General features: G+C 61.6%; 20 protein-coding genes and 2 pseudogenes. 11 read left to right on the forward strand and 11 right to left on the reverse strand.

The window, feature by feature from the left end; all coding sequences use genetic code 11:
* Nucleotides 1–397: 397 nt before the first annotated feature.
* From RW095_RS10045 to araD, 4 genes are all read right to left on the reverse strand, one after another.
* Entirely contained in the window at nucleotides 398–1,465 is a 1,068-nt protein-coding gene (locus tag RW095_RS10045) for a LacI family DNA-binding transcriptional regulator (protein WP_317018816.1), read from the reverse strand.
* Nucleotides 1,466–1,599: 134 nt separating this feature from the next.
* A complete protein-coding gene (locus RW095_RS10050) occupies nucleotides 1,600–2,928 on the reverse strand; it encodes an MFS transporter (RefSeq protein WP_317018817.1) in 1,329 nt (442 codons plus the stop codon).
* Nucleotides 2,929–3,017: 89 nt separating this feature from the next.
* Nucleotides 3,018–3,752, reverse strand: coding sequence for a ribonuclease activity regulator RraA (locus RW095_RS10055; RefSeq protein ID WP_317018819.1), 735 nt, complete (start codon nucleotides 3,750–3,752; stop codon nucleotides 3,018–3,020).
* An 18-nt stretch (nucleotides 3,753–3,770) separates the two neighbouring features.
* Nucleotides 3,771–5,561 (reverse strand): L-arabinonate dehydratase, encoded by a 1,791-nt coding sequence (gene araD / locus RW095_RS10060; protein ID WP_317018820.1) that lies wholly within the window; start codon nucleotides 5,559–5,561, stop codon nucleotides 3,771–3,773.
* A gap of 211 nt (nucleotides 5,562–5,772) precedes the next feature.
* Between araD and RW095_RS10065 the strand changes: the two genes are divergently transcribed.
* From RW095_RS10065 to RW095_RS10080, 4 genes are all read left to right on the forward strand, one after another.
* Nucleotides 5,773–6,645 carry an IclR family transcriptional regulator gene (locus RW095_RS10065; protein WP_317018822.1) on the forward strand — a complete coding sequence of 291 codons (873 nt, stop codon included), beginning with the start codon at nucleotides 5,773–5,775 and terminating at the stop codon, nucleotides 6,643–6,645.
* A 24-nt stretch (nucleotides 6,646–6,669) separates the two neighbouring features.
* Nucleotides 6,670–7,695 carry an amidohydrolase family protein gene (locus RW095_RS10070; RefSeq protein ID WP_317018823.1) on the forward strand — a complete coding sequence of 342 codons (1,026 nt, stop codon included), beginning with the start codon at nucleotides 6,670–6,672 and terminating at the stop codon, nucleotides 7,693–7,695.
* 2 nt (nucleotides 7,696–7,697) lie between these two features.
* Nucleotides 7,698–8,381, forward strand: a complete 684-nt coding sequence (gene ligK / locus RW095_RS10075; RefSeq protein WP_317018824.1) for a 4-carboxy-4-hydroxy-2-oxoadipate aldolase/oxaloacetate decarboxylase — start codon at nucleotides 7,698–7,700, stop codon at nucleotides 8,379–8,381.
* Between the two features lie 193 nt (nucleotides 8,382–8,574).
* Nucleotides 8,575–9,477, forward strand: a complete 903-nt coding sequence (locus RW095_RS10080) for an NAD(P)-dependent oxidoreductase (protein ID WP_317018825.1) — start codon at nucleotides 8,575–8,577, stop codon at nucleotides 9,475–9,477.
* A gap of 178 nt (nucleotides 9,478–9,655) precedes the next feature.
* Here RW095_RS10080 and RW095_RS10085 read toward each other — a convergent pair whose 3' ends face one another.
* Together RW095_RS10085 and RW095_RS10090 are read right to left on the reverse strand one after the other, a co-directional pair.
* Nucleotides 9,656–11,359 (reverse strand): hypothetical protein, encoded by a 1,704-nt coding sequence (locus tag RW095_RS10085; protein ID WP_317018827.1) that lies wholly within the window; start codon nucleotides 11,357–11,359, stop codon nucleotides 9,656–9,658.
* A 733-nt stretch (nucleotides 11,360–12,092) separates the two neighbouring features.
* Nucleotides 12,093–12,440: a DUF2964 family protein gene (locus tag RW095_RS10090; RefSeq protein WP_317018828.1), complete on the reverse strand. Its 348-nt coding sequence runs from the start codon at nucleotides 12,438–12,440 to the stop codon at nucleotides 12,093–12,095.
* Nucleotides 12,441–12,575: 135 nt separating this feature from the next.
* Here RW095_RS10090 and ppk2 point away from each other — a divergent pair, with 135 nt between their 5' ends.
* On the forward strand, nucleotides 12,576–13,391 hold the full coding sequence (gene ppk2 / locus RW095_RS10095) for a polyphosphate kinase 2 (RefSeq protein WP_317018830.1): 816 nt from the start codon (nucleotides 12,576–12,578) through the stop codon (nucleotides 13,389–13,391).
* Nucleotides 13,392–13,512: 121 nt separating this feature from the next.
* Here ppk2 and RW095_RS10100 read toward each other — a convergent pair whose 3' ends face one another.
* A complete protein-coding gene (locus RW095_RS10100) occupies nucleotides 13,513–13,839 on the reverse strand; it encodes an RT0821/Lpp0805 family surface protein (protein ID WP_317018831.1) in 327 nt (108 codons plus the stop codon).
* A gap of 654 nt (nucleotides 13,840–14,493) precedes the next feature.
* Nucleotides 14,494–16,287, reverse strand: coding sequence for a SulP family inorganic anion transporter (locus RW095_RS10105; RefSeq protein ID WP_317018833.1), 1,794 nt, complete (start codon nucleotides 16,285–16,287; stop codon nucleotides 14,494–14,496).
* A 376-nt stretch (nucleotides 16,288–16,663) separates the two neighbouring features.
* Between RW095_RS10105 and RW095_RS10110 the strand changes: the two genes are divergently transcribed.
* Nucleotides 16,664–17,113, forward strand: coding sequence for a glycine zipper family protein (locus RW095_RS10110; RefSeq protein ID WP_201701979.1), 450 nt, complete (start codon nucleotides 16,664–16,666; stop codon nucleotides 17,111–17,113).
* A gap of 99 nt (nucleotides 17,114–17,212) precedes the next feature.
* A complete protein-coding gene (locus RW095_RS10115) occupies nucleotides 17,213–17,803 on the forward strand; it encodes a hypothetical protein (RefSeq protein WP_317018834.1) in 591 nt (196 codons plus the stop codon).
* A gap of 123 nt (nucleotides 17,804–17,926) precedes the next feature.
* Here the strand turns inward: RW095_RS10115 and RW095_RS10120 are convergent, their stop codons facing one another.
* A complete protein-coding gene (locus tag RW095_RS10120) occupies nucleotides 17,927–18,499 on the reverse strand; it encodes a BPSL1445 family SYLF domain-containing lipoprotein (protein ID WP_317018836.1) in 573 nt (190 codons plus the stop codon).
* Between the two features lie 250 nt (nucleotides 18,500–18,749).
* On the opposite strand from RW095_RS10120, the pseudogene RW095_RS10125 reads away from it, so the two are divergent.
* The 3 genes and pseudogenes from RW095_RS10125 to ydiK form a co-directional block, all read left to right on the forward strand.
* Nucleotides 18,750–19,861: pseudogene (locus tag RW095_RS10125) on the forward strand (arginine deiminase); the annotation flags it as partial.
* Nucleotides 19,839–20,273 (forward strand): annotated as a pseudogene (locus tag RW095_RS10130) (amino acid kinase family protein); the annotation flags it as partial. The pseudogenes RW095_RS10125 and RW095_RS10130, both read left to right, overlap by 23 nt.
* 72 nt (nucleotides 20,274–20,345) lie before the next feature.
* Nucleotides 20,346–21,530, forward strand: a complete 1,185-nt coding sequence (gene ydiK / locus RW095_RS10135; protein WP_317018837.1) for an AI-2E family transporter YdiK — start codon at nucleotides 20,346–20,348, stop codon at nucleotides 21,528–21,530.
* Nucleotides 21,531–21,536: 6 nt separating this feature from the next.
* Here ydiK and RW095_RS10140 read toward each other — a convergent pair whose 3' ends face one another.
* Both RW095_RS10140 and RW095_RS10145 read right to left on the reverse strand, forming a co-directional pair.
* Nucleotides 21,537–22,559, reverse strand: coding sequence for a hypothetical protein (locus RW095_RS10140; protein ID WP_317018839.1), 1,023 nt, complete (start codon nucleotides 22,557–22,559; stop codon nucleotides 21,537–21,539).
* Between the two features lie 21 nt (nucleotides 22,560–22,580).
* Nucleotides 22,581–22,835 carry an RNA-binding protein gene (locus RW095_RS10145; protein WP_317018840.1) on the reverse strand — a complete coding sequence of 85 codons (255 nt, stop codon included), beginning with the start codon at nucleotides 22,833–22,835 and terminating at the stop codon, nucleotides 22,581–22,583.
* A gap of 325 nt (nucleotides 22,836–23,160) precedes the next feature.
* Here RW095_RS10145 and RW095_RS10150 point away from each other — a divergent pair, with 325 nt between their 5' ends.
* A complete protein-coding gene (locus RW095_RS10150; protein ID WP_317018841.1) occupies nucleotides 23,161–23,997 on the forward strand; it encodes a transporter in 837 nt (278 codons plus the stop codon).

Here is a 23,997-nt window from a genome sequence, read left to right on the forward strand (position 1 = left end):
CGAATTTTAAGAGCGCCCTCCGGCCGGGAGCATGATCTCGGACAAGCTAAATCAAACAATGTCGGCATCGGCATTCGACGTGCGCGCACATGCTCATCGGCGAGCAGTCGCAGGTGCCTGTATGTTTGATCTGCGTCAAGTGTTGCACGCTCGCGGTGGCTCGATTAGCCGCCTCGTCAATCGCAAACACAGGAGGGGAAAAGGCCGTAATGGCGTGACAGGCGCCAGATATTCAACGGCGTGATGGAGGTATTGCAGATGGGGTCGCAGCAGGCCGCTGCATCGTGCCACTATCTGTGCGCTGACACCTGCCGCCGCTGCTTCAGGGCATGGGCCGAGCCTGGCGGGCAAGAGCGTGCGGTGATGCTCCAACAATCGAACGATTGGCGAAGCCGGGTCAGGTCGTTGCGCGCTCCACGATCTGGAAGCCTACGTCGGTCACTTTGTTTTGCTCTATGCCGGCCAGCCGGTCAAGCAGGCATCGCGCCGCGGTGAGCCCGATCCGTGTGCCGTCGACGTGCACCGAGGTAAGCTCGGGCGACGTCTCGGTCGCGAACTCCAGATCGCCGAATCCGCAGATCGCCAGTTGCGACGGCACGCTCAGCCCCAATTGCCTGGCCGCGCTCAACGCTCCAATGGCGAGCAGATCCGAGCCGCAAAAAACCGCATCGATATCGGGCGACTGCTCGATCAGGCTCGGCAATGCTGTTTTACCGAGCGCGACCGAACTAGGCGGCGCGACGAGTACTTCTGCGATGTCGCGAATGCCCGCCTGCGCGAGCCGCTCACGAAAACCGCCGCGGCGCGCGAGCGCGCGCTCGTCGTTTGCCGACACGAGCCCGGGCTTGCGCACGTTCCTTTGCAGGAAGTGCTCGGCCACCGCCACGCCGATCCGGTAATGCGAGAAGCCCACCAGCATGTCGATAGGCTGATCCGTCATGTCCCACGTTTCGACGATCGGAATGCCGACATTCGCAAGCCGCTCGCGTAATGAGTCCGTGTGGGCGACGCCCGTCAGCAGCACGCCTTCGGGCCGACGGCTCAGCACTGCGTCGAGCAGCGCTTCTTCGCTCGAATCGTCGTAGCCGCTCAACGCGAGCAGCACCTGATAGCCCGCGCGCGACATGGTCTCGCTGAACACCTGGACCGTTTCCGAGAACAGCGAGTGGGCGATGGTCGGCACGATCGCCGCAATCAGCCGCGAGCGCGACGACGATAAGCCGCCCGCAAGCCGGTTCGGCACATAGCCGAGCTTTTGCACGACCTGTCGCACGCGTTCGAGCGTTTCGGGCGCCACCGTCGCGGGACTGTTGAACACGCGCGATACCGTGATCGGCGAGACACCTGCTTGTGCCGCGACGTCGGTGATGCGCAGGCCTTTCGGGCCGCCGCGCATGCGTCTGGCGGGCGCCGCCGCGTCGGGCAGATCGGCATCGGCGGCAGCGGGCGGTTTCTGATTCGGCATGAGTGCTGACGGGAGGTTAATGGATCGCGCGCCGTATTCTAAACTGGGCTGAACCGCGCTGACTTTCGCTAAACCGCGGCAAGCCTCAGGCGGTTCAGCCAGACGCGCCGCACACCAAAGCGTGCCTGTACAACCTACTCGGTCACCGGGACAGCATGTTGCGCCCCGCGAGCGCTTTTTTCGCGGCGCAAGATCAGCAACGTAACGACTGCGAATACGAGCAGACAGGTCGCGGGAATCAGCATCGGCGCTTTCGCGCTGCCCGTTGTCTGCCGGACCCACGGCACGAGATTCTGCGCGATGAAGCCGCCGATATTGCCCAGCGAATTGATCGCGGCGATCCCGGCCGCGGCTCGCGCGCCGAACAGGAACTTGGGCGGCAAGGTCCAGAAGCACGGAATCAGCAGATACATGCACGGCGCGCCAAAACATAGCGAGATGAAGCGCAACGTGTTGGTCGGCAGAAACACCGCGCTCAGAAAACACACGACACCCAGCAGCGCCGACACCAGCATCGCGATGATTGCGCGATTGCCGGCGCCGCGCAGCCTGGAAGGTAGCCACGCAAGCACGATGGTCGCCATCAGCCACGGAATGATGTTGAGCAGCCCGTTCGTCGTATTGCTCACGCCGAAGCCTTTGACCAGCGTCGGCAACCAGTAGCTCACGCCGTAGACGGAAATCGACAGCATCATGTAGTAGAGCGCCATGCCGATCACGCGCGGCTCGGTCAGTACGCTGAGCAGCGAGCCGTGCGTCGCGACGCCCGCCTTGATTTGCGCGCGTTCGGCGTCGAGCGTGCGCGCGAGCCACTGCTTCTCGTCTGCGGACAGAAACTTCGCTTCTTTCGGCGACGAGGGCAGCACGAACAGCACGACGACCGTCAACAGAACCGACGGCAGCCCCGTGACGATGAACACCAGTTGCCAGCCATGCAGCCCTGCGAGCCCGCCCTTGTCGAGGAGCCACCCGCAGATCGGCGCGCCGACCATATTGCCGAGGCTGCTGCCCACCGTGAAATAACCGAGCATGCGCACGCGATGCCGCGCCGGAAACCACAGCGTGAGGTAATAGATCACACCGGGATATAAACCGGCTTCCGATGCGCCGAGCAGAAACCGCAGCACGTAGAACATCGTGGCGTTCTGCGTGAAAGCGAGCAGTATCGTCACGACGCCCCATGTGAACATGATGCGCGCCATCCAGCGCGGCGCGCCGTATTTGTGAAGCATCACGTTGCTGGGCACTTCGAAAATCAGGTAGCCGATAAAGAACAGCGACGCGCCGAGCCCATAGGCAACCTCGGAAAGTCCGAGGCTGCCGAGCATTTGCAGCTTGGCAAAGCTGATATTCGAGCGGTCGATATAAGCGACCAGATAAAGCAGCCCAAGCAGCGGCATCAAGCGCAGCGCAAGGCGGTTGATCAGGCGCAATTCGGCGATTGCCGGGGTCGTAGTGCTCACAGCGTCTCCTCCGGCCGCGTTCTATGCGCGGACCTGTGTCCTGCATTGGATCGAGCGTGAATTGAAGTGTGTTCAGGCGTCGCGGCGGCTCATTGCTGTTGTGCGCGCCATTGCGCATAAGCGGCCATGGTCTCCTCATTCGGCGGATAAGTGCCGCGCAATGGCCGGCCTTCGTCGATCCGCTGGGCGATGAACACCTCGAGCTGCTCCTGCTCGGCGGCATCGCGCGCGACATCGGCGGCCATCTCGCGCGGCACGATGACGACACCGTCCACATCCGCGACGACGATATCGCCCGGATAAACCGGCACGCCGCCGCAGGCAATCGGCACATTCATATCGACCGCATGATGTTTCGCGAGATTCAGCGGCGCGCTCGCGCCCGCGCACCAGATCGGCAAGCCCAATGCGGCGATGGTCCCGCTATCGCGCACCGGCCCGTCCGACACCATGCCCGCGACGCCACGCTTAGCGAGGCGCAGCGCGAGAATCGAGCCCACCGACGCCACCGAGCGCTCGCCGCGGCAGTCCTGCACGAGCACACTGCCGACAGGCGCGGTTTCGACTGCCTTGCGTTGCGGATGGTCCGGGTCCTGGAACACGCCGACGTGATCGAGGTCTTCGCGCGCCGGAATATTGCGCAGCGTGAACGCCGGACCCACCAGATTCGGCGTGCCCGGTGCCGGTTTGGCGAGTGGCGCGACGCCTTGCAAAAACACATTGCGCAAGCCGCGCTTGAAGAGTTGCGTGGTCAACGTGGCCGTGCTCACGTGCCTCAGTTGTTCGAGCGTCGCTTCGCTCACGACGATTTCGGATGCGGTCATTCAGGGGCTCCGGCTTGATTAGTGGATTTCAGGTTCGCTGCTCTTCGCGCCCGGCGCGTCGCGCGTGGCCGGTACGTTTTGCGCGGCCGCTGTTTTCACCGGCTCTTCGAGGAAGTCGAAGTCGCAGCCCTTATTCGCTTGCAATACGTGCAATTGATGCATCACGCCGAAGCCGCGTTCGAACGGCAGCTTGGGCGGCTGCCATGCGGCCTTGCGCGCGCTCAGCTCTTCGTCGCTCACTTCCAGATGCAGACGTCGCGCGGCCACATCGAGTTCGATCATGTCGCCGTCCTTCACCAGAGCAAGCGGGCCGCCGACGAACGACTCCGGCGCCACATGCAGCACACACGCGCCGTAACTCGTGCCGCTCATGCGCGCGTCGGAGATACGCACCATGTCGCGCACGCCCTGCTTCAACAGCTTCTGCGGGATCGGCAGTTGGCCCCATTCGGGCATGCCGGGCGCGCCGACGGGACCCGCGTGCTGCAGCACGATCACCGAGTCGGCCGTGACGTCCAGTTCCTCCATGTCGATGCGCGCCGCCATATCCGCGTAGTCCTTGAACACCACGGCGCGGCCGCGATGCTTGAGCAGATGCGCTTCCATCGCCGCCGGCTTGATGACGGCGCCGTCCGGTGCGAGATTGCCGGTCAGCACCGCGAGGCCGTCGCTCGCCACGACCGGATTGCTGCGCTTGCGGATCACATCGTCGTTGAAAATTTCGGCGCCCGCGATGTTCTCGCCAAGGGTCGAGCCGTTGACCGTCATCTGCGAGCCGTCGATCAGATCGCCGAGTTCCAGCAGCAGCGCACGCAGACCGCCGGCATAGAAGAAGTCTTCCATCAGATACTGACCCGACGGACGCAGATTGCCGATAACCGGCGTGATGCGCGAAAGTTCGTCGAAGCGTGCGGTCGTCAGGTCGATGCCGGCGCGGCGCGCCACCGCCACGAGATGCACGATCGCATTGGTCGAGCCCGACATGGCCAGCACGGTGGTCACGGCGTTATCGAATGATTTCGCGGTAAGAATGTCCGACGGCTTCACATCGGTCCACACCATCTCGACGATGCGCTGGCCGGTCAGCGACGCGAACTGCGCATGCCGCGAATCGACCGCGGGAATCGACGAAAAGCCGGGCAGCGTGAGTCCGAGTGCTTCAGCGGCGCTCGTCATGGTCGACGCGGTGCCCATCGTCATGCAGTGGCCAGGCGAGCGTGCGATGCCGCTCTCAATGCCCTTCCACTCGTCTTCCGTGATCTTGCCCGCGCGCAATTCGGCCCAGTACTTCCACGTGTCGGACCCGCTGCCGAGCGTGCGGCCGTTCCAGTTGCCGCGCAGCATCGGGCCGGCGGGCAGAAAGATCGACGGCAGGTTCATGCTGATCGCGCCCATCAACAGGCCGGGCGTGGTCTTGTCGCAGCCGCCCATCAGCACGCAGCCGTCGAACGGGTACGACTTCAGGATTTCCTCGGTCTCCATCGCGAGGAAGTTGCGGTACAGCATCGTGGTCGGTTTCTGGAACGGTTCGGCGAGCGTCATCACCGGCATCTCGACTGGGAAGCCGCCGGCCTGCCAGATGCCGCGCTTGACCTCCTCCACACGCTGCTTGAAATGCGTGTGACACGAGTTGATCTCGCTCCACGTGTTGACGACGGCGATCACCGGCTTGCCCATGTAATCGGACGCGTGATAGCCCATTTGCGCAGTGCGCGACCGATGTCCGAATGAGCGAAGGTCGTTGACGCCATACCAGCGATAGCTGCGCAGCTGTTCCGAGGTTTTGCGGTTCGACACTGATGTCTCCATGGTATCGCTACCATCGCGCCGCACGGTTTGCCGGCGGGACAGAGCTTTTCGGGATGAATGCGATGGTAGCGATACCATCATCCGCTGTCGCTCCGGGATATCACTGACACGGCGCTCAGTTGCGCGATTGACGGCGCAAAGCGATCGGAATAGCATTGTTCCATCTGATGAGTATTGGTTCTATCTGATAGAACTAACTGGAGACGGATATATGCCCCGCAACAGCGAAACCGTGCGCGCGCCGCAAGGCGTCACGGCCAGTGGAATCGACGTTCTCGATCGCGCGGCGTCGATTCTCTTTGCCTTTCGGCGCGACGACGAACCGCTCACGCTCACCCAGCTCTCGGAGCGCACGGGGCTCTACAAGAGCACGCTCTCGCGGCTCGCGCAGGCGCTTTGCCACCACCAGCTTCTGATTCGCCGCGACGACGGGCGCTTCTGGATCGGCTCGGCGGCAATGCATCTAAGCGCCGTCTACGAAGCCGGCTTCGATCTGCGCGACGTCCTGCTGCCCGCCATGAAGGAACTCAGCGCGGAAACCGGCGAAGCAGTTTCGTTTCATGTGCGCGAGCGCGATCATCGCGTGTGCCTGTACCGCATCGCATCGCGCCATTCGATTCGCGCGGAAGTGCAGCAGGGCGACACTCAGCCGCTCGAACGCGGCGCGGGCGGGCGCGTGCTGCTCGCGTTTGCGGGCGAACCGGGTGAGCCTTACGAGACGGTCCGCTCGCGCTACGTCTATCTGTCAATGGGCGAACGCGACCGCGAAACGTCGGGCATCTCGGCCCCTGTGTTCCGCGTCGGTCAGGAACTGGTGGGCGCGCTCGGCATCGTCGGACCGTCCGCGCGCATGGGCATGGAGGAAATGGAGCGCTACCGCCCGCGCCTGCTGGAATTCGCGGCGCGGGTGACGAAAGCGCTAGGCGGCGACCCGGAGCCCGTGCTCGAAGCGGCGGTTGTCGACGCGGCGCCTGCAGACGCGCGACGTGAGCATCATCCATCGAACGACGGGCATCCCGACGCCTCGGGACAAGCGCAGGCCAACGAGAACGCTCGAGTGGTCACGCCAAAGATCTCGTCATAGCGCATTTCAATTCGGAGTACATAGATGATCATCGACATTCACGGTCATTACACGACCGCGCCCAAAGCGCTGGAAGCCTGGCGCAACCGCCAGATCGCCGCGCTGGGCAACCCAACCGACGCGCCCAAGCCGTCCGAGCTGCGGATCACCGACGACGAGTTGCGCGAGTCGATTGAAACGAACCAGTTGCGCCTGATGCGCGAACGCGGGCTCGACCTCACCGTGTTCAGCCCGCGCGCCAGTTTCATGGCGCATCACATCGGCAACTTCGACGTGTCGAGCACGTGGGCCGCGATCTGCAACGAGCTGTGCTATCGCGTGAGCCAGTTGTTCCCCGAGAATTTCATTCCCGCCGCGATGCTGCCGCAGAGCCCCGGCGTGGACGTGGCCACCTGCATTCCCGAACTCGTGAAGTGCGTCGAGCAGTACGGCAATGTCGCGATCAACCTGAATCCCGATCCGTCGGGCGGCCACTGGACGAGCCCGCCTCTATCCGATCGCTACTGGTATCCGATCTACGAGAAGATGGTCGAATACGACATCCCGGCGATGGTCCATGTGAGCACGAGCTGCAACGCGTGCTTTCACACCACGGGCGCGCACTACCTGAACGCGGACACCACTGCTTTCATGCAGTGCCTCACGTCCGACCTGTTCCGCGATTTCCCGACGTTGCGTTTCGTGATTCCCCACGGCGGCGGCGCGGTGCCGTATCACTGGGGACGCTTTCGCGGCCTCGCGCAGGAAATGAAGAAGCCGCTGCTCGAAGAGCATCTGCTCAAGAATATTTTCTTCGACACCTGCGTGTATCACCAGCCAGGCATCGACCTCCTCACGAACGTGATTCCCGTCGACAACATTCTGTTCGCGAGCGAGATGATAGGCGCGGTGCGCGGCATCGACCCGCAAACGGGCCACTACTTCGACGATACGAAGCGCTACGTCGAGGCAGCGGCCATGAATCCGGAACAGCGCTACCAGATTTACGAAGGCAACGCGCGGCGAGTATATCCGCGCCTCGACGCCGCACTCAAAGCACAAGGACGTTGAACATGTACGAACTCGGAGTGGTTTATCGCAACATCGCGCGCGCGGACAGCCGCGTCGCGGACGGCCTGGGCGCTCTCGGCAGCGCGACCGTTCACGAAGCCATGGGGCGCGTGGGCCTGATGAAGCCATACATGCGCCCGATCTATGCAGGCGCGCCGGTGAGCGGCACAGCCGTCACGGTGCTGCTGCATCCCGGCGACAACTGGATGATGCACGTTGCAGCCGAGCAGATTCGGCCCGGCGACATCGTAGTGGCAGCCGTCACCGCCGACTGCACCGACGGCTATTTCGGCGACCTTCTTGCAACGAGCTTCAAGGCGCGCGGCGCACGGGCGCTGATCATCGACGCGGGCGTGCGCGACGTGAGCGTGCTTGCCGAAATGGGCTTTCCGGTGTGGAGCAAGGCTATCTCGGCGAAGGGCACCATCAAGGCGACGCTTGGCTCGGTGAACATTCCGGTGATCTGCGCGGGCGCGCTCGTCACACCGGGCGACGTGGTCGTCGCCGATCAGGACGGCGTGGTCGTGGTGCCGTCGGCGAAAGCACAGGACACGCTCGACAAAGCCACCGCACGCGAGGCAAACGAAGGGCAGAAACGTGAGAAGCTTGCCTCCGGCGTGCTCGGCCTCGACATGTACCAGATGCGCGAGCCGTTGAAGCAGTTGGGTCTTCGCTACGCCGACTGAGTATGACGTTGGGCTTTCTGGCCCAACGCGGCGCGCCTGCGGTGAATTCCTGCTCACACGCTTGCTCACGCCGAACATTCCGCACAGGCTGTTTGACACGTTCGTCTGCGGTGACAGCCTGCCTGTGCTGTTCGTGTCGCTGCTGGCGGCTTCGCGCTCGTGAGAATCGCGAGGCCCTTTCCGGAGTTCCTGCATGCCTCAGTCAATCCAACAATCCGCCGGCCATATCGCGATCATCGGCTTCGGCGAAGTCGGCCCCATCTTTGCGCGCGCATTCACCGAGGCGGGGCGGACGGTTTGCGCGTTCGACATCAAGCTGCGAGACGCGTCCACGCGCGGCGCGATCGTCGAGCGGGCGGAGAAAAGCGGCGCCCAGATCGCTGACGATCTTGCGTCTGCGGTGCGCGATGCGCAGCTTGTGTTCTCCGCAGTCACAGCGAGCCAGGCCGAAGCCGTCGCAAGCGCCGCCGCCGAGCATCTTACGGCGGGCCAGGTGTTCATCGATCTGAATTCGGTATCGCCTGCGGTCAAGCAGCGCAATAGCCTGGTGATTCAGCAAAGCGGCGCCGATTACGTGGAAGCCGCGGTCATGGCGCCCGTGCCGCCGCAAGGCATTCGGGCGCCGATGCTGCTCGGGGGGCGCGTCGCCGCGCAAACGGCAGAGCTCCTCAACGGACCCGGCATGCGCTCCGAAGCAGTGGCCCAGGAAGTCGGGCTCGCGTCGGCAATCAAACTCTGCCGCAGCATCATGATCAAGGGCATGGAAGCACTGTGCGTTCAGTCGATGCTCGCCGCGCGTCAGTTCGACGTAGACGGCCGCGTGCTGGCTTCGCTCGCCGCCACCTTTCCGGGTGTGGGCTGGGACAACGGCTACGAAGCGTATCTGATCGGACGAGTGGTCGAGCACGGTCAGCGGCGCTCGGAGGAAATGCGCGAAGCCGCGTTGATGCTCGACGGTCTCGGCATGTCGAGCGCGCTCGCAACCGCAGTGGCCGACGTGCAGGAGCAACTCGCCGCGCGCGCCGCGCCCCTCGTCGATGCAATCGACAAGAAAGGCAGCCTGCCGGAATGGCGGATACTGCTGAAGCCAGTGTAAGCAGGAGCAGTTGACCGCGAAGTTGACGGTGACACTGCCCGCTCGTTGCCGTGCTCTCGCCGCTTTATTCCATTGGTGCTTGCAGCACGGGACTGGGCTTTAATCGCCGTCGATATCGCGAGCCACGCGTCCAGCCCGAGGCTTGGTTGCCGGCTCAGTTGCCGGCTCAGTTGCCGCCTTAGTTGTCGGGATGGCTCGCAACGAAGCTGACAAACGCGTTGTACGGCAAATTGAGTATCGCGCCGGCTATCATCAAGCCATATGTCGCATTACCACTATCGAGCACGTAGTACATCACCGACTGGACGTTCTTCGTTTTTCTCGCCTGATAGTACGTTGCCAAGCGTGAACTGATGTAATCCGCGCGATAGGCCTGGGTCTTCTCCGGTCCCGTGTTCCACTCGGTGAGCAGAAACGGCATACCGTAGCGCGCTTTACAGTACGCGGGCAGATCGAAGCTGGGGCCGGTGCCGTCGGAGCCGATATCGAAGATGTCGCCGTACACCTCGTAGTTGTGCCACGTCGTGAGGTCCCAGCGCACCGTCGGATAGCCGCTTGTGCCGTCGGGCTGCGTGCCGTCCCACAACGCGTCGGCCGCGCCGATGTCAGCGACGCAGAAGTTGATGCCGCACTTCGCCGTGGCCTGCACCGATTTAACGCCGTCTATCATGCCGCGCATTACACCGCGCATGACCGGCCAGTTCGCATTGTTGAAGTCGGACGCCTTCGTCCCCGCATCGCCTGAGTTGAGAACGATGGCGGCGTCGCGGGTCAACTCGTTGCCGCACTCGTACATGACCACACCATACGGCGCGAGCGCGGCAGCGACTGTCGCGCCGCATGAGTGACCCCGGGTGTATGCCACCGATTCGCTCGAAAAGAGCACGCCGTTCCAGTCCCGCACACCGATGTCGATCAGCACGAACAGCGTCAACCCTGCTGCCTGGAACGCCTGCGCGAGATTGACCACCGCGCCGAGTTGCGTCGGGTCGTCTGTGGCGCCGACGCGATAGGTCGAGCAGCCCATGTTCCTCATGATCGATACGACTTCTGCGGGCGTATACAGATAGTCGTAGTGCCCGTTGATGCCATGGAACGTGCCGCTCGACGCCGCCACGGAAATGCGCGGATCGGTACACGGCAGCCACTGGTCGATGTCGTTGCACACGTAGAACTGGCCGCCCGTTGCCCGATACCAGAGCTTGCCGCCGTACCACAGCAACAGCGAGACATTGGCTGTGGCGCCGACCGCGGCGTTGTTGCGAAGCACGACACCGTTCACGACGCTCCAGATCGCGCCCACTTTATCGATGATGTACGACGCGCCGGGAATCGTCGTGCCGTCGGCCGAGGTGCCGCCCAGGCGCGGATCGTTGCACGCGAACCAGTTGGAACCGTTCCAGCCGTAGAACTGTCCTCCGGTTCCGTCGCAATAGATGCCGCCGCCATACCAGAGCAGCAAGGACACGTTATAGGTGTTGCCGGCTTTCGCGCTATTCCGGTAGACCGATCCGCCGACGAGCGTCCAGACCGCCGCCTGGTTGTCAGTGATCGACGCGGCAGGCGGGACCAAGGTGCCGTCCGCCGATGCAGGCGTGCCGTGGTTCGATGCCCCGCCATTGCCGTTCGACCCCGACGAGCCGCCCTTCGCGCCCGTCGACGTCGCGCTGGTCTGTGTGCTGGCGGGACTTCCCGTGGTCACCGGGGCTCCGTTGTTGCCCGTACTCGTGCCCGTGCCGTTCGAACCGGGCGTCGCGCTGCTGGTCACGCCGGCATTGGCTGTGCCGCCGTCGCCTCCGCCCGAACCGCCGCCGCACGCGCTCAACACATAACTGCTGCCGACAGCTGTCAGCAGGCCGAGAAACTCACGTCGTTTAACCATGGCAAGGCAATCCAGCGCCGGGGCGCGCCCAGAAGAAATCCGCGATTAGGGATGTGGGATGCGTGTCCGGGATGAGCGCCAATTTCGTTCGACATCCTTATCTATTGGCGTTGAAGCCAATCGAGGAGATGTCACTAGAAATGGGGCTCGGTAATTCTTCCCGTCGCCTGCTTCAGGCGATGCAACTCATGTCTGGATGTCGGCAATAAATCGCCGCTTGCGTAGGGTGAGTTTGAAAAAAACTGCGGTAGCGGAAGCAATTGTCTGGCGCCAGGCGACAGCTACGCCTCCGGCATGGGCGGCCTGATCGGGCGCAACGACGGCACGATCACGCGCTCGGACAGCAATGTGGACGTGTCCGCCGAAGGCACGCTTGGCGGACTAATCGGAACCAACGCGGGGACAATGCGGGGACAATGCGGGGACAATGCGGCAATCATATGCAACGGGCACGGTGGCCGCAGGCGCATACCCGCTTGCGCTCGGCGTCGCAAGCACCAGCAACGGCACGATTGCGGGCGACGCGTACTGGACATCCAAACCACCCAGGCAACGCGCGATGTTTATAGTGGTACCGCCACCTCGGCAGCAAAGGGGTTGACCACGGCACAAATGATCTCGCCGTCGAGCTTCGGTCCCGCCTACGACTTCAGTTCAGCCGGCGTGTGGGCGATGCACGTGGGCGCTACGCATCCGCTATTGCGATGGCAGCTTGCCCAACAGATAGCCTCTGTCATTTTCGTGAACCACGATTCGCAAGCGGATTCAGCGCAATGACAAATGTCGCCGCGCCGAGAATGATTGCCAGCACCCCCCAGCGGAACCAACCCGGTGTCATAGATGAGGCCGCGTATCGTGGCGTAAAGACTCCAAGCCAGACAAATACGCCGACTAGTGCGAACGCTATTCTGCTTTCGGATCGTCTCATCGCGGCTCCGATCTGGAGGTTTCCCGAACAACGGAGCGATCCCTGCATTTGCAGCTCAATGCCGGCTTCGTCGATGTTTCGTTTGAGACGCGCGTTGAATGCGAGCGCCGCGCTGCCCTGCTGCTGCGGTCGCGTCCTGGTCTGCCCTTTCATCCGTCGGATGTCGCGAGGATAGAACAGGACAGCCAGTCACGCTATTGGACCAAAGGCTCATTGCTTGCCGCGACGCGGCCGCATACTCTAGGGAATCATCAATGAGGCTGTGGCGGCGCGCGCGGAGAGATTGCAATGACGAAGCACCAAAGCAAACAGGACGGCGTCAGTGAGCGTGATAAGTTATCCAACAAGCAATATCTGCGCGAACTGACGCCAATGCAGGTCGAACTGGTGAAACTGCAGGAATGGGTCGTTCAAACGGGGCAAAAGATCTGCATCGTTTTTGAGGGGCGCGACGGCGCCGGCAAGGGCGGCACGATCAAGGCAATCACCGAAAGAGTCAGTCCGCGTGTATTCCGTGTGGTCGCGCTGCCCGCACCCACGGACCGCGAGAAAAGCCAGATGTACGTGCAACGCTACCTGCCTCACTTGCCCGCAGCCGGAGAGATAGTGATCTTCGATCGCAGCTGGTATAACCGCGCCGGCGTTGAGCGAGTAATGGGTTTTTGCACCGAAAACGAAGCGGTGAGCTTTCTCAAGGCGGTCCCGCTGGTGGAACGTGCAATCGTTCACTCCGGCATTATCCTGCTGAAATACTGGCTCGAAGTCAGCGAAGAAGAACAGACTCGCCGTCTGGAAGGCCGCATCACAGACGGGCGCAAAGTCTGGAAACTCTCCGGCATGGATTTGAAGTCGTACAGCCGGTGGTACGACTATTCGCGTGCGCGCGACGCAATGTTCGAAGCGTCCGACACCGATTTCGCCCCATGGTTTGTCGCGGTCTCAGACGACAAGCGGCGTGCACGACTCAATATCATTAGCGATCTGCTGCAAAAGATTCCCTATCAGACCGTCGCGCGCGAAAAGGTCACCCTACCTGCCCGGCAAAAGCCGAACGGATACAAGGAGCCCGACTATCCGTTCAAATACGTGGCCGAACGATTCTGACCGCGCCAATTACGTTGCTCTCTTGCGCAGCGGGGCACGGCACTGTAATTGAAATTGAACGAGCCGCCGGATATGGCGCGCTTGCACCTAGGCGTCTGCACGCCTGCGTGCGTACGATCGGCTATTTCCTGAGTATTTTCCACGGTCCGCCGGCCGTCTTGCAAACAGTCGGTGTCCAACTCTGTGTCTGACCTTTCGCATTTGCCACGAGCGTCGCGGTACGGCACGTCCGGTCACCTTTCGTCGACGTGTCGTGCGGCGTGATGGTGCCATTGATCGCAACCGGGTTACCGGTTCCCGCATTACTCCACCGAACAACCTCACCGTCTTTCTTTTCCAGCGCCTGTTGCGCGGCGTCGTTGAGCGCCTTTCGGTCAGCTTCTCTCATGAAGCTGATCGGAGTGTCTTTCAGGAAGTTCAAATTCGAAGCGACGCTGCCCGCACTCACGACAAGCAGCGCAGTTGCGGTCAGGCAACGTACGAACAAGTGAGCAAGCGAGCGCGTCGGTCGCAGCTGCGCGAGTGCGCCGCGCCCCGCTATTGAAGGAGACGGGTCGAAACGCACGACCGGAAAGAAACAAGGAACCGCAGCCGGAACTGGGACCGGAACCGGAACTGCGGCGATCGCACAAACGCGCGAGGCACCGCCCGTAGGTCTGTTCATCTCTCGTTCTCCTCGTTGCCGCCGAACTGCGTTGAGTGCGTACTACGCCCTTGCCCGCTCGAGCGGCGTTATTGCGGCGCGCCAGAATGTGCAGCCGCGATCGCTTTGTCTCGCTCGGAGCGCGCTTTGGCGACTTCCTCGTTACGAACCTTGTCCGCCGCCTGGACTCTCTTCTTGTAAGCGGCGTTTGCGGCCCTAACCTCGTTATGCATCTGGACAATGCTATCGCTGTGTTGTGCATTCGACGCACCGGCGCTGCTCTGCGCCCACATTGGCGTGGATACGACAAGCACAGATATGGTGGCTGGAATCAGTAGGAGTCGATTCATTTTTCGCTCTCTCCGAAGTAGCGAAGCTGCATGATTAAGACAGGCTGGCGACCAATCGATAGAACCGCGTCTCGCCCGGCCTCGCGACGCGCGTGATTTTATGAACCGTTCAGCCCGGTTTACTCACGACCTTCGTGGCCGCTTGTTCCTTGTCTCGCGGGGACCCATTCGCGTCTGCCGCGCGGCCAGATTCGAATTCGTCTACAACGTCTGCCACCGAGCGCCGGCGTCCAATCGGGCCAACACGTGCCTCGAGATTCTCAGCGCGGAGCATGTCGCGCGCTTCAGCATGTGCGCCGACTATTCGCAGGTCTATCCCTTCAGCTTGTAATGCGCCATGCAGCGCGGCCAGCATGCGCGCACCCGAGAGATCGACCGCGGGCGAATTCGACAGGTCGCAAATCACCAATCTGATCGGCTCGCTGACTTCGCGGATTTTTGCTAATACTGTCTGACGTACGTGTTCGATATTGAAGTACAGCAACGATGCGGCGACCCGAAACACGAGCACGTTTGGAATAGATTCGTTTTCGGCATGACGTTGGCTATCGGAGAAGCGCCGGGTTCCGCGAATGCGGCCGAGAAACGCCACATGCGGGCGCGCGGCTCGCCTGATAATCAGTAGCATTGAAACGAGTACCGCAACGATCACGCCCCTCAGAATACCGAGCGTCAGAACCGCCGCGAAAGCGACGAACGAGACTGCAAACTCATAGCGACTCACGCGCCACAGATGACGAATCTCTCTCACATCGATCAGTCCCTTGACCGCGACCATCACGATCGCCGCGAGAACCACGGTCGGCAAGTTCGTGAGCAGCCCGGTTAGAAACAGCAGACATAGGGCGATCGTAAGCGATGCAAACACGAGCGCCAATGGCGTCCGTGCGCCGGCCTTGTCGTTCACTGAAGACTGGGACAGTCCACCGGCGACCGGATAGCCCTGGAACAGCCCGGCGGCCAGATTCGCCGCACCCAGGCCTAGCAATTCCTGCCGGGCATCGATCTCATAACCATTGGCTTGCGCGAGCGCGCGTGCAGCAGAGACGCTCTCGACGTAAGCCAGCAGCAGACAGGCAAATGCGAGAGGAACAATGCCGTCGACGTCTCGCACGCGCAGCGTGGGCAGACGGAATTCGGGCAGCCCTCGCGGCAACGCACCTACAACAGAAAAGCCGTGCGCCGCTAATGAAGTGATGGAAACAATAATGGTCGAGACGACAACGACCGCGAGGGCGACCGGCCTTCCCGGCAAGTATTTTTCGCCTGACACTAAAACGGCGATGCAGACAAGACCGAAAATCAGCACGATCAAAGTCGTATCGGGAATCTGTCCGCCGAGAACGATGAGACGTTCGAAAAACGACTCACCTCCCCCTTTCGTGCCCAAAAGTTTCGGAAGCTGCGTCAATGCGATCGTGAGCGCTGCGCCCGCCTTGAAGCCCACGAGTATCGTTTCGCTGATGAAGTTGACGAGTGAACTTAGACGTAGCAGCCACGCAATGCAGCACATGCATGCAATCAATAACGCAGTGAGCGCGGCAATCGAGGCCCACCGCGCGGGATCGCCATTCGCCATGCCCGCAACGGTGACACCGACCAGCATCGAAATAGCCGACGTCGGGCCAATCGCAAGTTGCCGCGACGATCCGAAAAACGCGTAGAACAAGCCGCCCGCGAGATAACAGTAGATGCCGTATTGCGGTGGCAAGCCGGCAAGCGACGCATAAGCCAATGACACAGGAATGCCATACGCGGCTAACGTGACACCGGCGATCGCATCCTTCATTAGCCACTTTGGCTGATAGGAACCGAGCCATTGTGCAGGCGGAAAGACCGAGCGCCAGCCGGTGGTCGCGACCGCATCCGTCGCCCGGCCTGCGGCGCGCGCTTCATTGGTCACAAAAGTTTTCCTCCGGGTCGAGAGCCGGCGACAGCAAGCCTCAAGCATTCGAGACTGCTGCGTTAGCGCTATTGGCAGCGTGCATGACCGTACTCGCCCTCAAGCGTAGACGCCCGGTCAGGCGCCTGGAATCGGACTTTGGTCCTAAGCGAATTGCGGGGTTGTACTACCCGACATTCCGGTCACGGTACTCCCATGTAATAGCGCGTGAAAGCAGCGTCACTGCGAATGCCTGTACAGGAGGCCGATGGCAGGCCGAATAGGACCATGGTCTCATTGTGTGCGTCGGCCTCTGAACGCAATCATCAGGTGACGGGCCGCTACCGGCACATAGCCCGACCGAGGAGGTGCTGTGAACACACTAAGGAAGTGCTGCGTGTACGGTTTCGCAATCTGCATACTGCTAGGCCCCGGCGCGCCGCAGGCCAAGCCGATCGCCTACCCCGCCAAAGGACAGAGCGCCCAGAAGCAGCAGGAGGACGACGGTGCGTGTTATTCCTGGGCCAAGAACAACACGGGCGTCGACCCTGCGGCAGTCGCCAACGCTCCGCCGCCGCCATCGGGACCCGCAGTGGGCGGTGGTGAGCGCGTTCATGGTGCCGCGCGGGGCGCGGCCGGTGGCGCCGTGATCGGTGCTATCGGCGGAGATGCCGGGAAAGGCGCGGCCATTGGCGCAGTCGCCGGCACCATGGTCGGCGGCTCCAGGGCGCGGCAGAACAGGCGCGCAGCCGAGGCGTCCGGTCAGGCGCAATCTCAAGGCGCCATCGATACGTTCAACCGCGCGTATGCCGCGTGTATGGAAGGGCGAGGCTACACGATCAAATGAACAGCGCCTGGTTATAGCGCAGCACATATGCCTGCGTGTGACGGCATCGCCGCGTCATTGGCGCGGCGGCCCCCCGGTCGGACATTCGAGGAGATCAGCATGAACACCACAAAGCTCGCTATCGTCGCGCTGGCCGCGGCCTTGTCACATGGAGTACTCGCCGATACGACGCCGAAGTACGGAGTGACGAGAGAGCCGGGCAAGGTTTCGGTGACGGGAACGGTCAAGACGAAATCGACCATCGTCGGCATTGAGCCCGATACCCGGACTGTCTGGCTGAAAGACTCCAAGGGAAAAATCGTGCAAGTCACGGTCGGCGAAGAAGCGAGGAACTTCAGCCAGTTGAAGCTCGGCGATACGGTCGCAGCCGAGTACACGCAGGCGCTCACGCTTAGCCTGAAGAAAACCACCGGACCCGCGACAGTCAGCGAGAGTCAAACGCTCAACCGCGCACCGGAAGGGGCAAAACCCGGGGGGACGGCCGCACGCGCGATCACGGTGATGGCCAATGTCGTCGCTCTGAACCCGCAGACCAACGTGGTGACGCTGAAGGGTCCGCAGGGTAATTCGGTCGATATCGTCGTGGAAGATCCTGAACAGTTCAAGCGCATCAAGAAAGGCGACCAGGTGGAAGTCGTCTACAACGAAGCGGTCGCGATATCCGTGGAGCCGCAGGAGATCAGCAAATAAGTCCGGCGGAAGGTCACGAGAACGCGAGCGACCGACGCCGTGACAAATCGCGGGGATCAGAAAGCTAAAACAGAAGAGGCCCTTCGTTCGGGCCTCGCGCTGCCGGGTTCTGCCAGACATCGGCTAGATATTGATCTTTCCGATCTTCGTGCCTTCCAATGAAACGTTGACCATCAGCCCCGCGTTGGTCAGCACGAACCCGACGATAGGCGCCCGACCCGTATTGGTGTCGAGCCGGCCATTGGCGCCGACTTTCAGTAACGCCACCGACCCATCCACGCCGGCCGTCCAGCCCTTGCTGGCACGAAAGCTGTCGAGCGCGTCTTTCGTCATGAACATCAGCACGATTGCCTTTGACTGCGCGCCGGCCTGCAGACCAAAGGAAGCGGTCGTTGCGCGGTAGTAGCCCTCAGATGTTCCGCCGACACGCAGCGTGCCTTCTCCGTACTCCGCACCGACAACGAGCCCAGCGGCAAGCACGCGCGGGAACACGAGTATGCCCTGCGCTTTCGATGCAAGTTCGCTGGAACCCTGTGCCATCGAGAAGAGCCGGCTCATGGTGCCGTCGGCACCGGCATCGATCTCCTGGCGCTTGCTCTGGTTCTCTGCCGCACTGGGGCTCGATGCAGTCGTACATCCGGCCAGATAGGCACTCAAGGCGAGCGTGCTGGAAGTGCAAAATGTACGGCGGTTCATGACATTCCCCTCATTTTGTTCAAGTCGAAGCGCACCGTCGCCAACGCCACGGCTGAAACCAATGCTAAAGCATTCACTCGCGCGAATGCGTCGGACCAAAGTCTTATTGTCTCTCTATCCGAACTTCGTCACATTGATACGGACAGCCAGGTACTAGTCATGAGAACAGGTGTGCGCCCTCAGCAGATTTTGTCGCGCAGCCCCGGAACTGGCGCTCACATCGGATCATTACCTCCCGAGGAGGTGCACGATGGGCACGGAGAAAGGCGCATTCGGCGTTCACTCTGAAGCAGGCAGATTGCGCAAAGTCATGGTGTGTTCGCCCGGACTCGCGCACCAGCGCCTCACTCCCAGCAATTGCGATGATCTACTGTTCGACGACGTCATCTGGGTAAGCCAGGCGAAGCGTGATCATGTCGACTTCGTCACGAAGATGAGAGAGCGCGGCGTCGACGTAGTCGAGATGCACAATCTGTTGACTGAAACGGTCCGCAGCCCCGAGGGATTGAAATGGCTGCTTGACCGGAAAATCCGCACGGACACCGTGGGCGTGGGCCTTGCCGGCGAGGTTCGCCAATGGCTCGAATCGCTCGAACCCCGCAAACTGGCGGAGTTTCTCACTGGTGGCGTAGCCGCCGAGGACATGCCGGAGACCGGCGAAGGCGACGCTCTCAGAATGTTCCGCCAGTATCTCGGCTACTCGGGTTTCGTACTCGCTCCATTACCTGACACACTGTTCACACGCGACACCACATGCTGGATTTACGGCGGAGTCTCGCTGAACCCAATGCATTGGCCCGCACGTCGTCAGGAAACGCTACTGACCACGGCGATCTACAAGTTCCATCCGGACTTCGCAGGCGGCGCCTATCAGGTCTGGTATGGCGCGCCTGACAAGGATCATGGCTTCGCAACGCTTGAAGGCGGCGACGTCATGCCAATCGGCAATCGCACGCTACTTGTCGGCATGGGAGAGCGCACGACCAGGCAAGCTATCGGCGAACTGTCGCTCGCGCTGTTTGCGAAAGGCGCAGTGACCGCGTCATCGTTGTCGGCATGCCGAAATCGCGCGCCGCGATGCATCTCGATACGGTCTTCAGCTTTTGCGATCGGGATCTCGTCACGATCTTCCCCGATGTCGTCGGGCAGATCGTCGCCTTTTCGATACGTGCGGAGGAAGCGACAGAATCAACAATCAAGATTCGCCGAGAAGAGAAGCCCTTTCTGGATGTGGTCGCTGAAGCGCTCGGACTACAGGAGCTGCGTGTCGTCGAGACCGGAGGCAACACCTTCGCGGCTGAACGGGAACAGTGGGACGACGGCAACAACGTGGTCTGTACTTCGCCCGGTGTCGTGGTCGGAACGCGGGACCATTGTCATTTGCGCGGGCGGCGGCGGAGCTCCTACCGTGTACGACGACAACCGCAAGCTCAACGGCGTTGAAGCCGTAATCGACAAGGATCTCTGCTCAGCGCTGCTTGCACAAGAACTCGACGCGGACATGCTGACCATTGCGACCGATGTCGACGCCGCTTACATCGATTGGGACAAACCCAGTAGAAAAGCGATCTCGCGCGCAAATCCGGACGACCTCGATCAACTCGGCTTTGCCGCCGGATCGATGGGGCCAAAGGTCATGGCGGCGGCCGAATTCGTCAGGACTACCGGTTGCGACGCGGCGATCGGCGCATTGCCCGATATTGTCGCGATTACCCGCCGTCAGGCCGGAACGCTGATCAGCACGGCACAAAAGGAAATCGAACACTACGACTGAGTGATAGCCCGCGCGCATGCCGCGTGCTGACGCGGTTCAAGTCTCGCACTCGCAGACGTATGGATGCAGAGAATGAACAGAATAGTTCGCCCTTCGCAAGACTCCAACGTGCAACGCCAAATGTATCGCCCCACTGTCGACCTCGCGCGTATCGTGCTGGCCGTGTGTGCGTTACTGCTGCTCATTGGCACCAGCCTGTACATCCTGCACCCGTTCGTGCCCGCACTGATCTGGGGCGCGACAATTGTCGTCACCACCTGGCCCCTCATGCTGAAGATACAGCGCAGCCTCGGCGGACGCCGCTGGCTGGCCGTGACCGTCATGCTGCTGATCGAGATCGTATTGATCTGCATACCAGCGTTCGGCGCCGTTTCGACGCTCGCAGAACATGCCGATGACATCATGTCGTTCATCAAGGTACTACCGGACTACGCGCTTCCGTCTCCGCCTGCCTGGCTCTCGGGCGTTCCACTGTTGCGAGGACTTGCGCGCGAGTGGCAAACGCTGTCGGATGCCGGCGCTGGCGGCATCCTCGCGAAAGTACAGCCGTATGCTGCCGTGTTCGCGAAGTGGCTGCTCCTGCAGGTCAGCCTGCTTGGCATGTTCGCTGTGCAGTTGATCCTGATGGTGATCGTGTGCGGCTTGCTCTATGCCGACGGAGAGGCAGCGGTCCGTCTCGTCACCGCATTGGCGCTTCGCATAGCACCGGAAAACGGCAACGGCATCGTGCATCTGACCGGCCAATCGATCCGCGCAATCGCACTCGGGGTGGTGGTGACAGCAGTGGTTCAGGCGTCGCTGGGCGCCATCGGCATCTGGGCTGCAGGCGTGCCCTATGCGGGAGTCATCAGCGTTTTGATCCTGATGATGTGCCTGATCCAGCTCGGCCCGCTGTTACCGATGCTGGCTTGTGTCGGCTGGCTCTTCGCCCACGACGCAAGACTCGTCGCCATCGTATTGCTCGGGTGGACCCTTTGCGTGTCGGTGCTGGATAACATCATGCGGCCGATACTTATACGGCGCGCCATTGCCTTGCCGATGGTGCTCATTCTGTCGGGCGTGATAGGCGGTCTGCTTGCGCTAGGTGTGGCCGGACTCTTTATCGGTCCGGTGATTCTCGCCGTGACTTTCCATCTTCTTCTCGCGTGGACCGAGATGCCGCAGAAATTGACCAATCCGAACAAGCCGGACAATCCCCTCGCGCCGACCGAAAAGCATCGCGCCGCGGGTGCGGCGCCGCCGGATTCACACCGATAGAATCAATCAGATCAGCAGCCGCCTCGCCTCTGCGAACATATCCCGTTCAGCGAGAAGATCACTGCGTTTGAAGCGCAGCAATGCGAACGCGCGCGTCAGGTCGGCGGACTCAGGCAGTTGCACGACCGTGAATTCGACCTCGTTCGCCTCGCGCCCGTCGGTTCCATCCGCTACGATATTCATTGGGTCCAGCCGCAGCTTTTTCTGTTGCACGCATAGATATGGCTCCGGCGAAGACAGCACTTCGCAAATCACGCTTAGCCCGCGCTCGATCGTCTCCGTCTTGAGACCGAGATGCGCCAGTTCCTGTTCGTTCCGATCGAGTTGCGCCTGGGCGCGCGCCATCTCGCCCACGCTCGGCGGCGCCTTGCTTCCCAGCAAGGACCGCACGCCGGCGGCTTGCCGCTCCAATAGCGCGAGGCGTGCTCTGAGCAGTGCGCGCTCCTCTTCGAGGGCATCGCGCCGTGACTCGTCGGTTTCGATTTTTTGCAGGCCCTGCAACGTCAACTGGTCGAGCAGACGCAGCATGATCTGTTGCCGGAGTTCCGCATCGGTTGCGCTGCATACGCGCACCTGATGATCGCTGAAACTGACGGTAGTTTGAGCGACATCCGAACGGGTGACTACACCGTGCTGAGCCACGCCGAACACGTGCCTCTGATCCATGGCCATTCCCAACACCGCGAAAGCCTCGACCGATTCCGCATGCGCCGAGAAGTAACTCCGCAAGTGTTCGGATTGACTCAATGCGGCACATACGTCCTGCGGGGCCGCGAAAAAGGCATGAATGCACGGATCGCTGGACCATGCTGCAGCAGTCGCCTCGCGCGCGGCGGGGACCTCCGCAGTGAGCCGCTCGATGTAACGCATGGCTTCAGTCAACGCTGGCAGCAGACGCGCCTCATAGTTCTGCGCGAGACGCAACGGCGGACTCATACCGACGACGCGCTCCACCATTTTCTTCATCTGCTGGTGATCGCCTCGATCGTCGTGACGAGAGCGGCTCAACAACCACGACAGCATGCTCATCGCCGGCTCCTGGCGCGCTTTTTAAGTCTCGCGTTCCGGAAGAATCTGCGCGCTGATCAAGTGTTTTTTCCAGTACATGTTATGGATGCGCGACTGTAACGTTCTCAAGGAGCTAGGGTTCACGTCGTTGAAAGTCAGTAACGCGCCGGGGCGCGAGCCGGCGCCGGGGAGTCGCTGAATAGCGTCGAAGCGCGGGAACCCGTACCTCATCAGGAACTCGCCGATCTCTTCATCGGACAATGTCTCGTCGATATTTCCAAGCAGTAGCTCGGCCATGATGCTGCTCCTTGACGGGTTGCATGAGCGAGAGGACCCGCGCTGACAGCCGATACAAAGCGTAGTCCACGCTCATCTCAATCGGCGTCTGTTCATGGTCGCACCGCTGAAGTACCCCTGTAATCAGACCAAGGTCGTATTTCTGGCGGATTGGCCTGCGGGTACGCTGGATTTGCCAACTCCGGTTCATTTTCGAGCGCGGTCGCGCGCTGCGCTCAACCGTCCATTCAGGCCGACGATGATGCGTACCTGGTGCCGTTGGGCGCTTGCGTGTGCAAGTGCATTCGGCACTCTCCTGGCCAACGCCCCAGCCTGCCCACAGGAATTGGAACCTCGCTCGTATTCCCCGTCGCCTGTAGGCACCAATTTCCTGGTCGCAACGTACTCGCACCTTTCGGGCGATGTACTGACGGACTCGTCTTTACCGATTACCGGTGTACAGGCCCAGTTCAACCTGCTGACGCTCGGCTACGTCAGGACCTTCGATCTGCTAGGTCATACAGCCTCGTTCGGCGTCGGGGTGCCGTTCGCGCGCGGCAACGTCAGCGGCAATGTGATCGATGCGCCCACCGAAGTCCATAGAGGCGGCATGGGCGACATGCGACTTCGCCTCACATACAACCTTTTCGGTAATCCACCGTTGCCGCCCGAGGCCTTCACGAAGCCGGAGTCGACCACGTCGCTTGGCACCAGCCTTACGGTCATTGCGCCGTCCGGGCAATATGTGGATTCGAGGCTCGTCAACATTGGCGCGAACCGATGGGCATTCAAGCCCGAAGTGGGCATCTCGCAGCCATTCGGAAACTGGTTCATGGACGGATCCGCGGGTGCGTGGTTCTTCACGGCTAACAATGACTTTTTCCGCGGAAAGCAGCGTAGCCAGGCGCCATTGATGATCTTTCAGTTGCACGTGGGCTACGGGTTTCGCCCCGGCCTCTGGATTGCAGGCGATATCGGCTATGCAGCAGGCGGCCGAACCACGACGAACGGCGTCGACGCCGCCGATCGCCAGGCCAATATGCGATACGGCATGACATTCTCCGTGCCCATTGCACGTGGCTGGTCGACCAAGTTAGCCTTCTCGCACGGACTCGTCACACGAGCCGGCGGAGACTTCACTTCCATTTCGTTGACACTCCAGTATCGCTGGTTTAGTCAATGA

Source organism: Paraburkholderia kirstenboschensis, assembly GCF_032806925.1.
Lineage (GTDB): Bacteria > Pseudomonadota > Gammaproteobacteria > Burkholderiales > Burkholderiaceae > Paraburkholderia > Paraburkholderia kirstenboschensis.

What these genes read in the sequence shown, in the direction of transcription:
- RW095_RS10045 (WP_317018816.1), bottom strand. Translation starts at nt 1,465, where the DNA reads ATGCCGAATCAGAAACCGCCCGCTGCCGCCGATGCCGATCTGCCCGAC.
- RW095_RS10055 (WP_317018819.1), bottom strand. Translation starts at nt 3,752, where the DNA reads ATGACCGCATCCGAAATCGTCGTGAGCGAAGCGACGCTCGAACAACTG.
- araD (WP_317018820.1), bottom strand. Translation starts at nt 5,561, where the DNA reads ATGGAGACATCAGTGTCGAACCGCAAAACCTCGGAACAGCTGCGCAGC.
- RW095_RS10065 (WP_317018822.1), top strand. Translation starts at nt 5,773, where the DNA reads ATGCCCCGCAACAGCGAAACCGTGCGCGCGCCGCAAGGCGTCACGGCC.
- RW095_RS10070 (WP_317018823.1), top strand. Translation starts at nt 6,670, where the DNA reads ATGATCATCGACATTCACGGTCATTACACGACCGCGCCCAAAGCGCTG.
- ligK (WP_317018824.1), top strand. Translation starts at nt 7,698, where the DNA reads ATGTACGAACTCGGAGTGGTTTATCGCAACATCGCGCGCGCGGACAGC.
- RW095_RS10080 (WP_317018825.1), top strand. Translation starts at nt 8,575, where the DNA reads ATGCCTCAGTCAATCCAACAATCCGCCGGCCATATCGCGATCATCGGC.
- RW095_RS10085 (WP_317018827.1), bottom strand. Translation starts at nt 11,359, where the DNA reads ATGGTTAAACGACGTGAGTTTCTCGGCCTGCTGACAGCTGTCGGCAGC.
- RW095_RS10090 (WP_317018828.1), bottom strand. Translation starts at nt 12,440, where the DNA reads ATGAAAGGGCAGACCAGGACGCGACCGCAGCAGCAGGGCAGCGCGGCG.
- ppk2 (WP_317018830.1), top strand. Translation starts at nt 12,576, where the DNA reads ATGACGAAGCACCAAAGCAAACAGGACGGCGTCAGTGAGCGTGATAAG.
- RW095_RS10115 (WP_317018834.1), top strand. Translation starts at nt 17,213, where the DNA reads ATGAACACCACAAAGCTCGCTATCGTCGCGCTGGCCGCGGCCTTGTCA.
- RW095_RS10120 (WP_317018836.1), bottom strand. Translation starts at nt 18,499, where the DNA reads ATGAACCGCCGTACATTTTGCACTTCCAGCACGCTCGCCTTGAGTGCC.
- ydiK (WP_317018837.1), top strand. Translation starts at nt 20,346, where the DNA reads ATGAACAGAATAGTTCGCCCTTCGCAAGACTCCAACGTGCAACGCCAA.
- RW095_RS10140 (WP_317018839.1), bottom strand. Translation starts at nt 22,559, where the DNA reads ATGAGCATGCTGTCGTGGTTGTTGAGCCGCTCTCGTCACGACGATCGA.
- RW095_RS10145 (WP_317018840.1), bottom strand. Translation starts at nt 22,835, where the DNA reads ATGGCCGAGCTACTGCTTGGAAATATCGACGAGACATTGTCCGATGAA.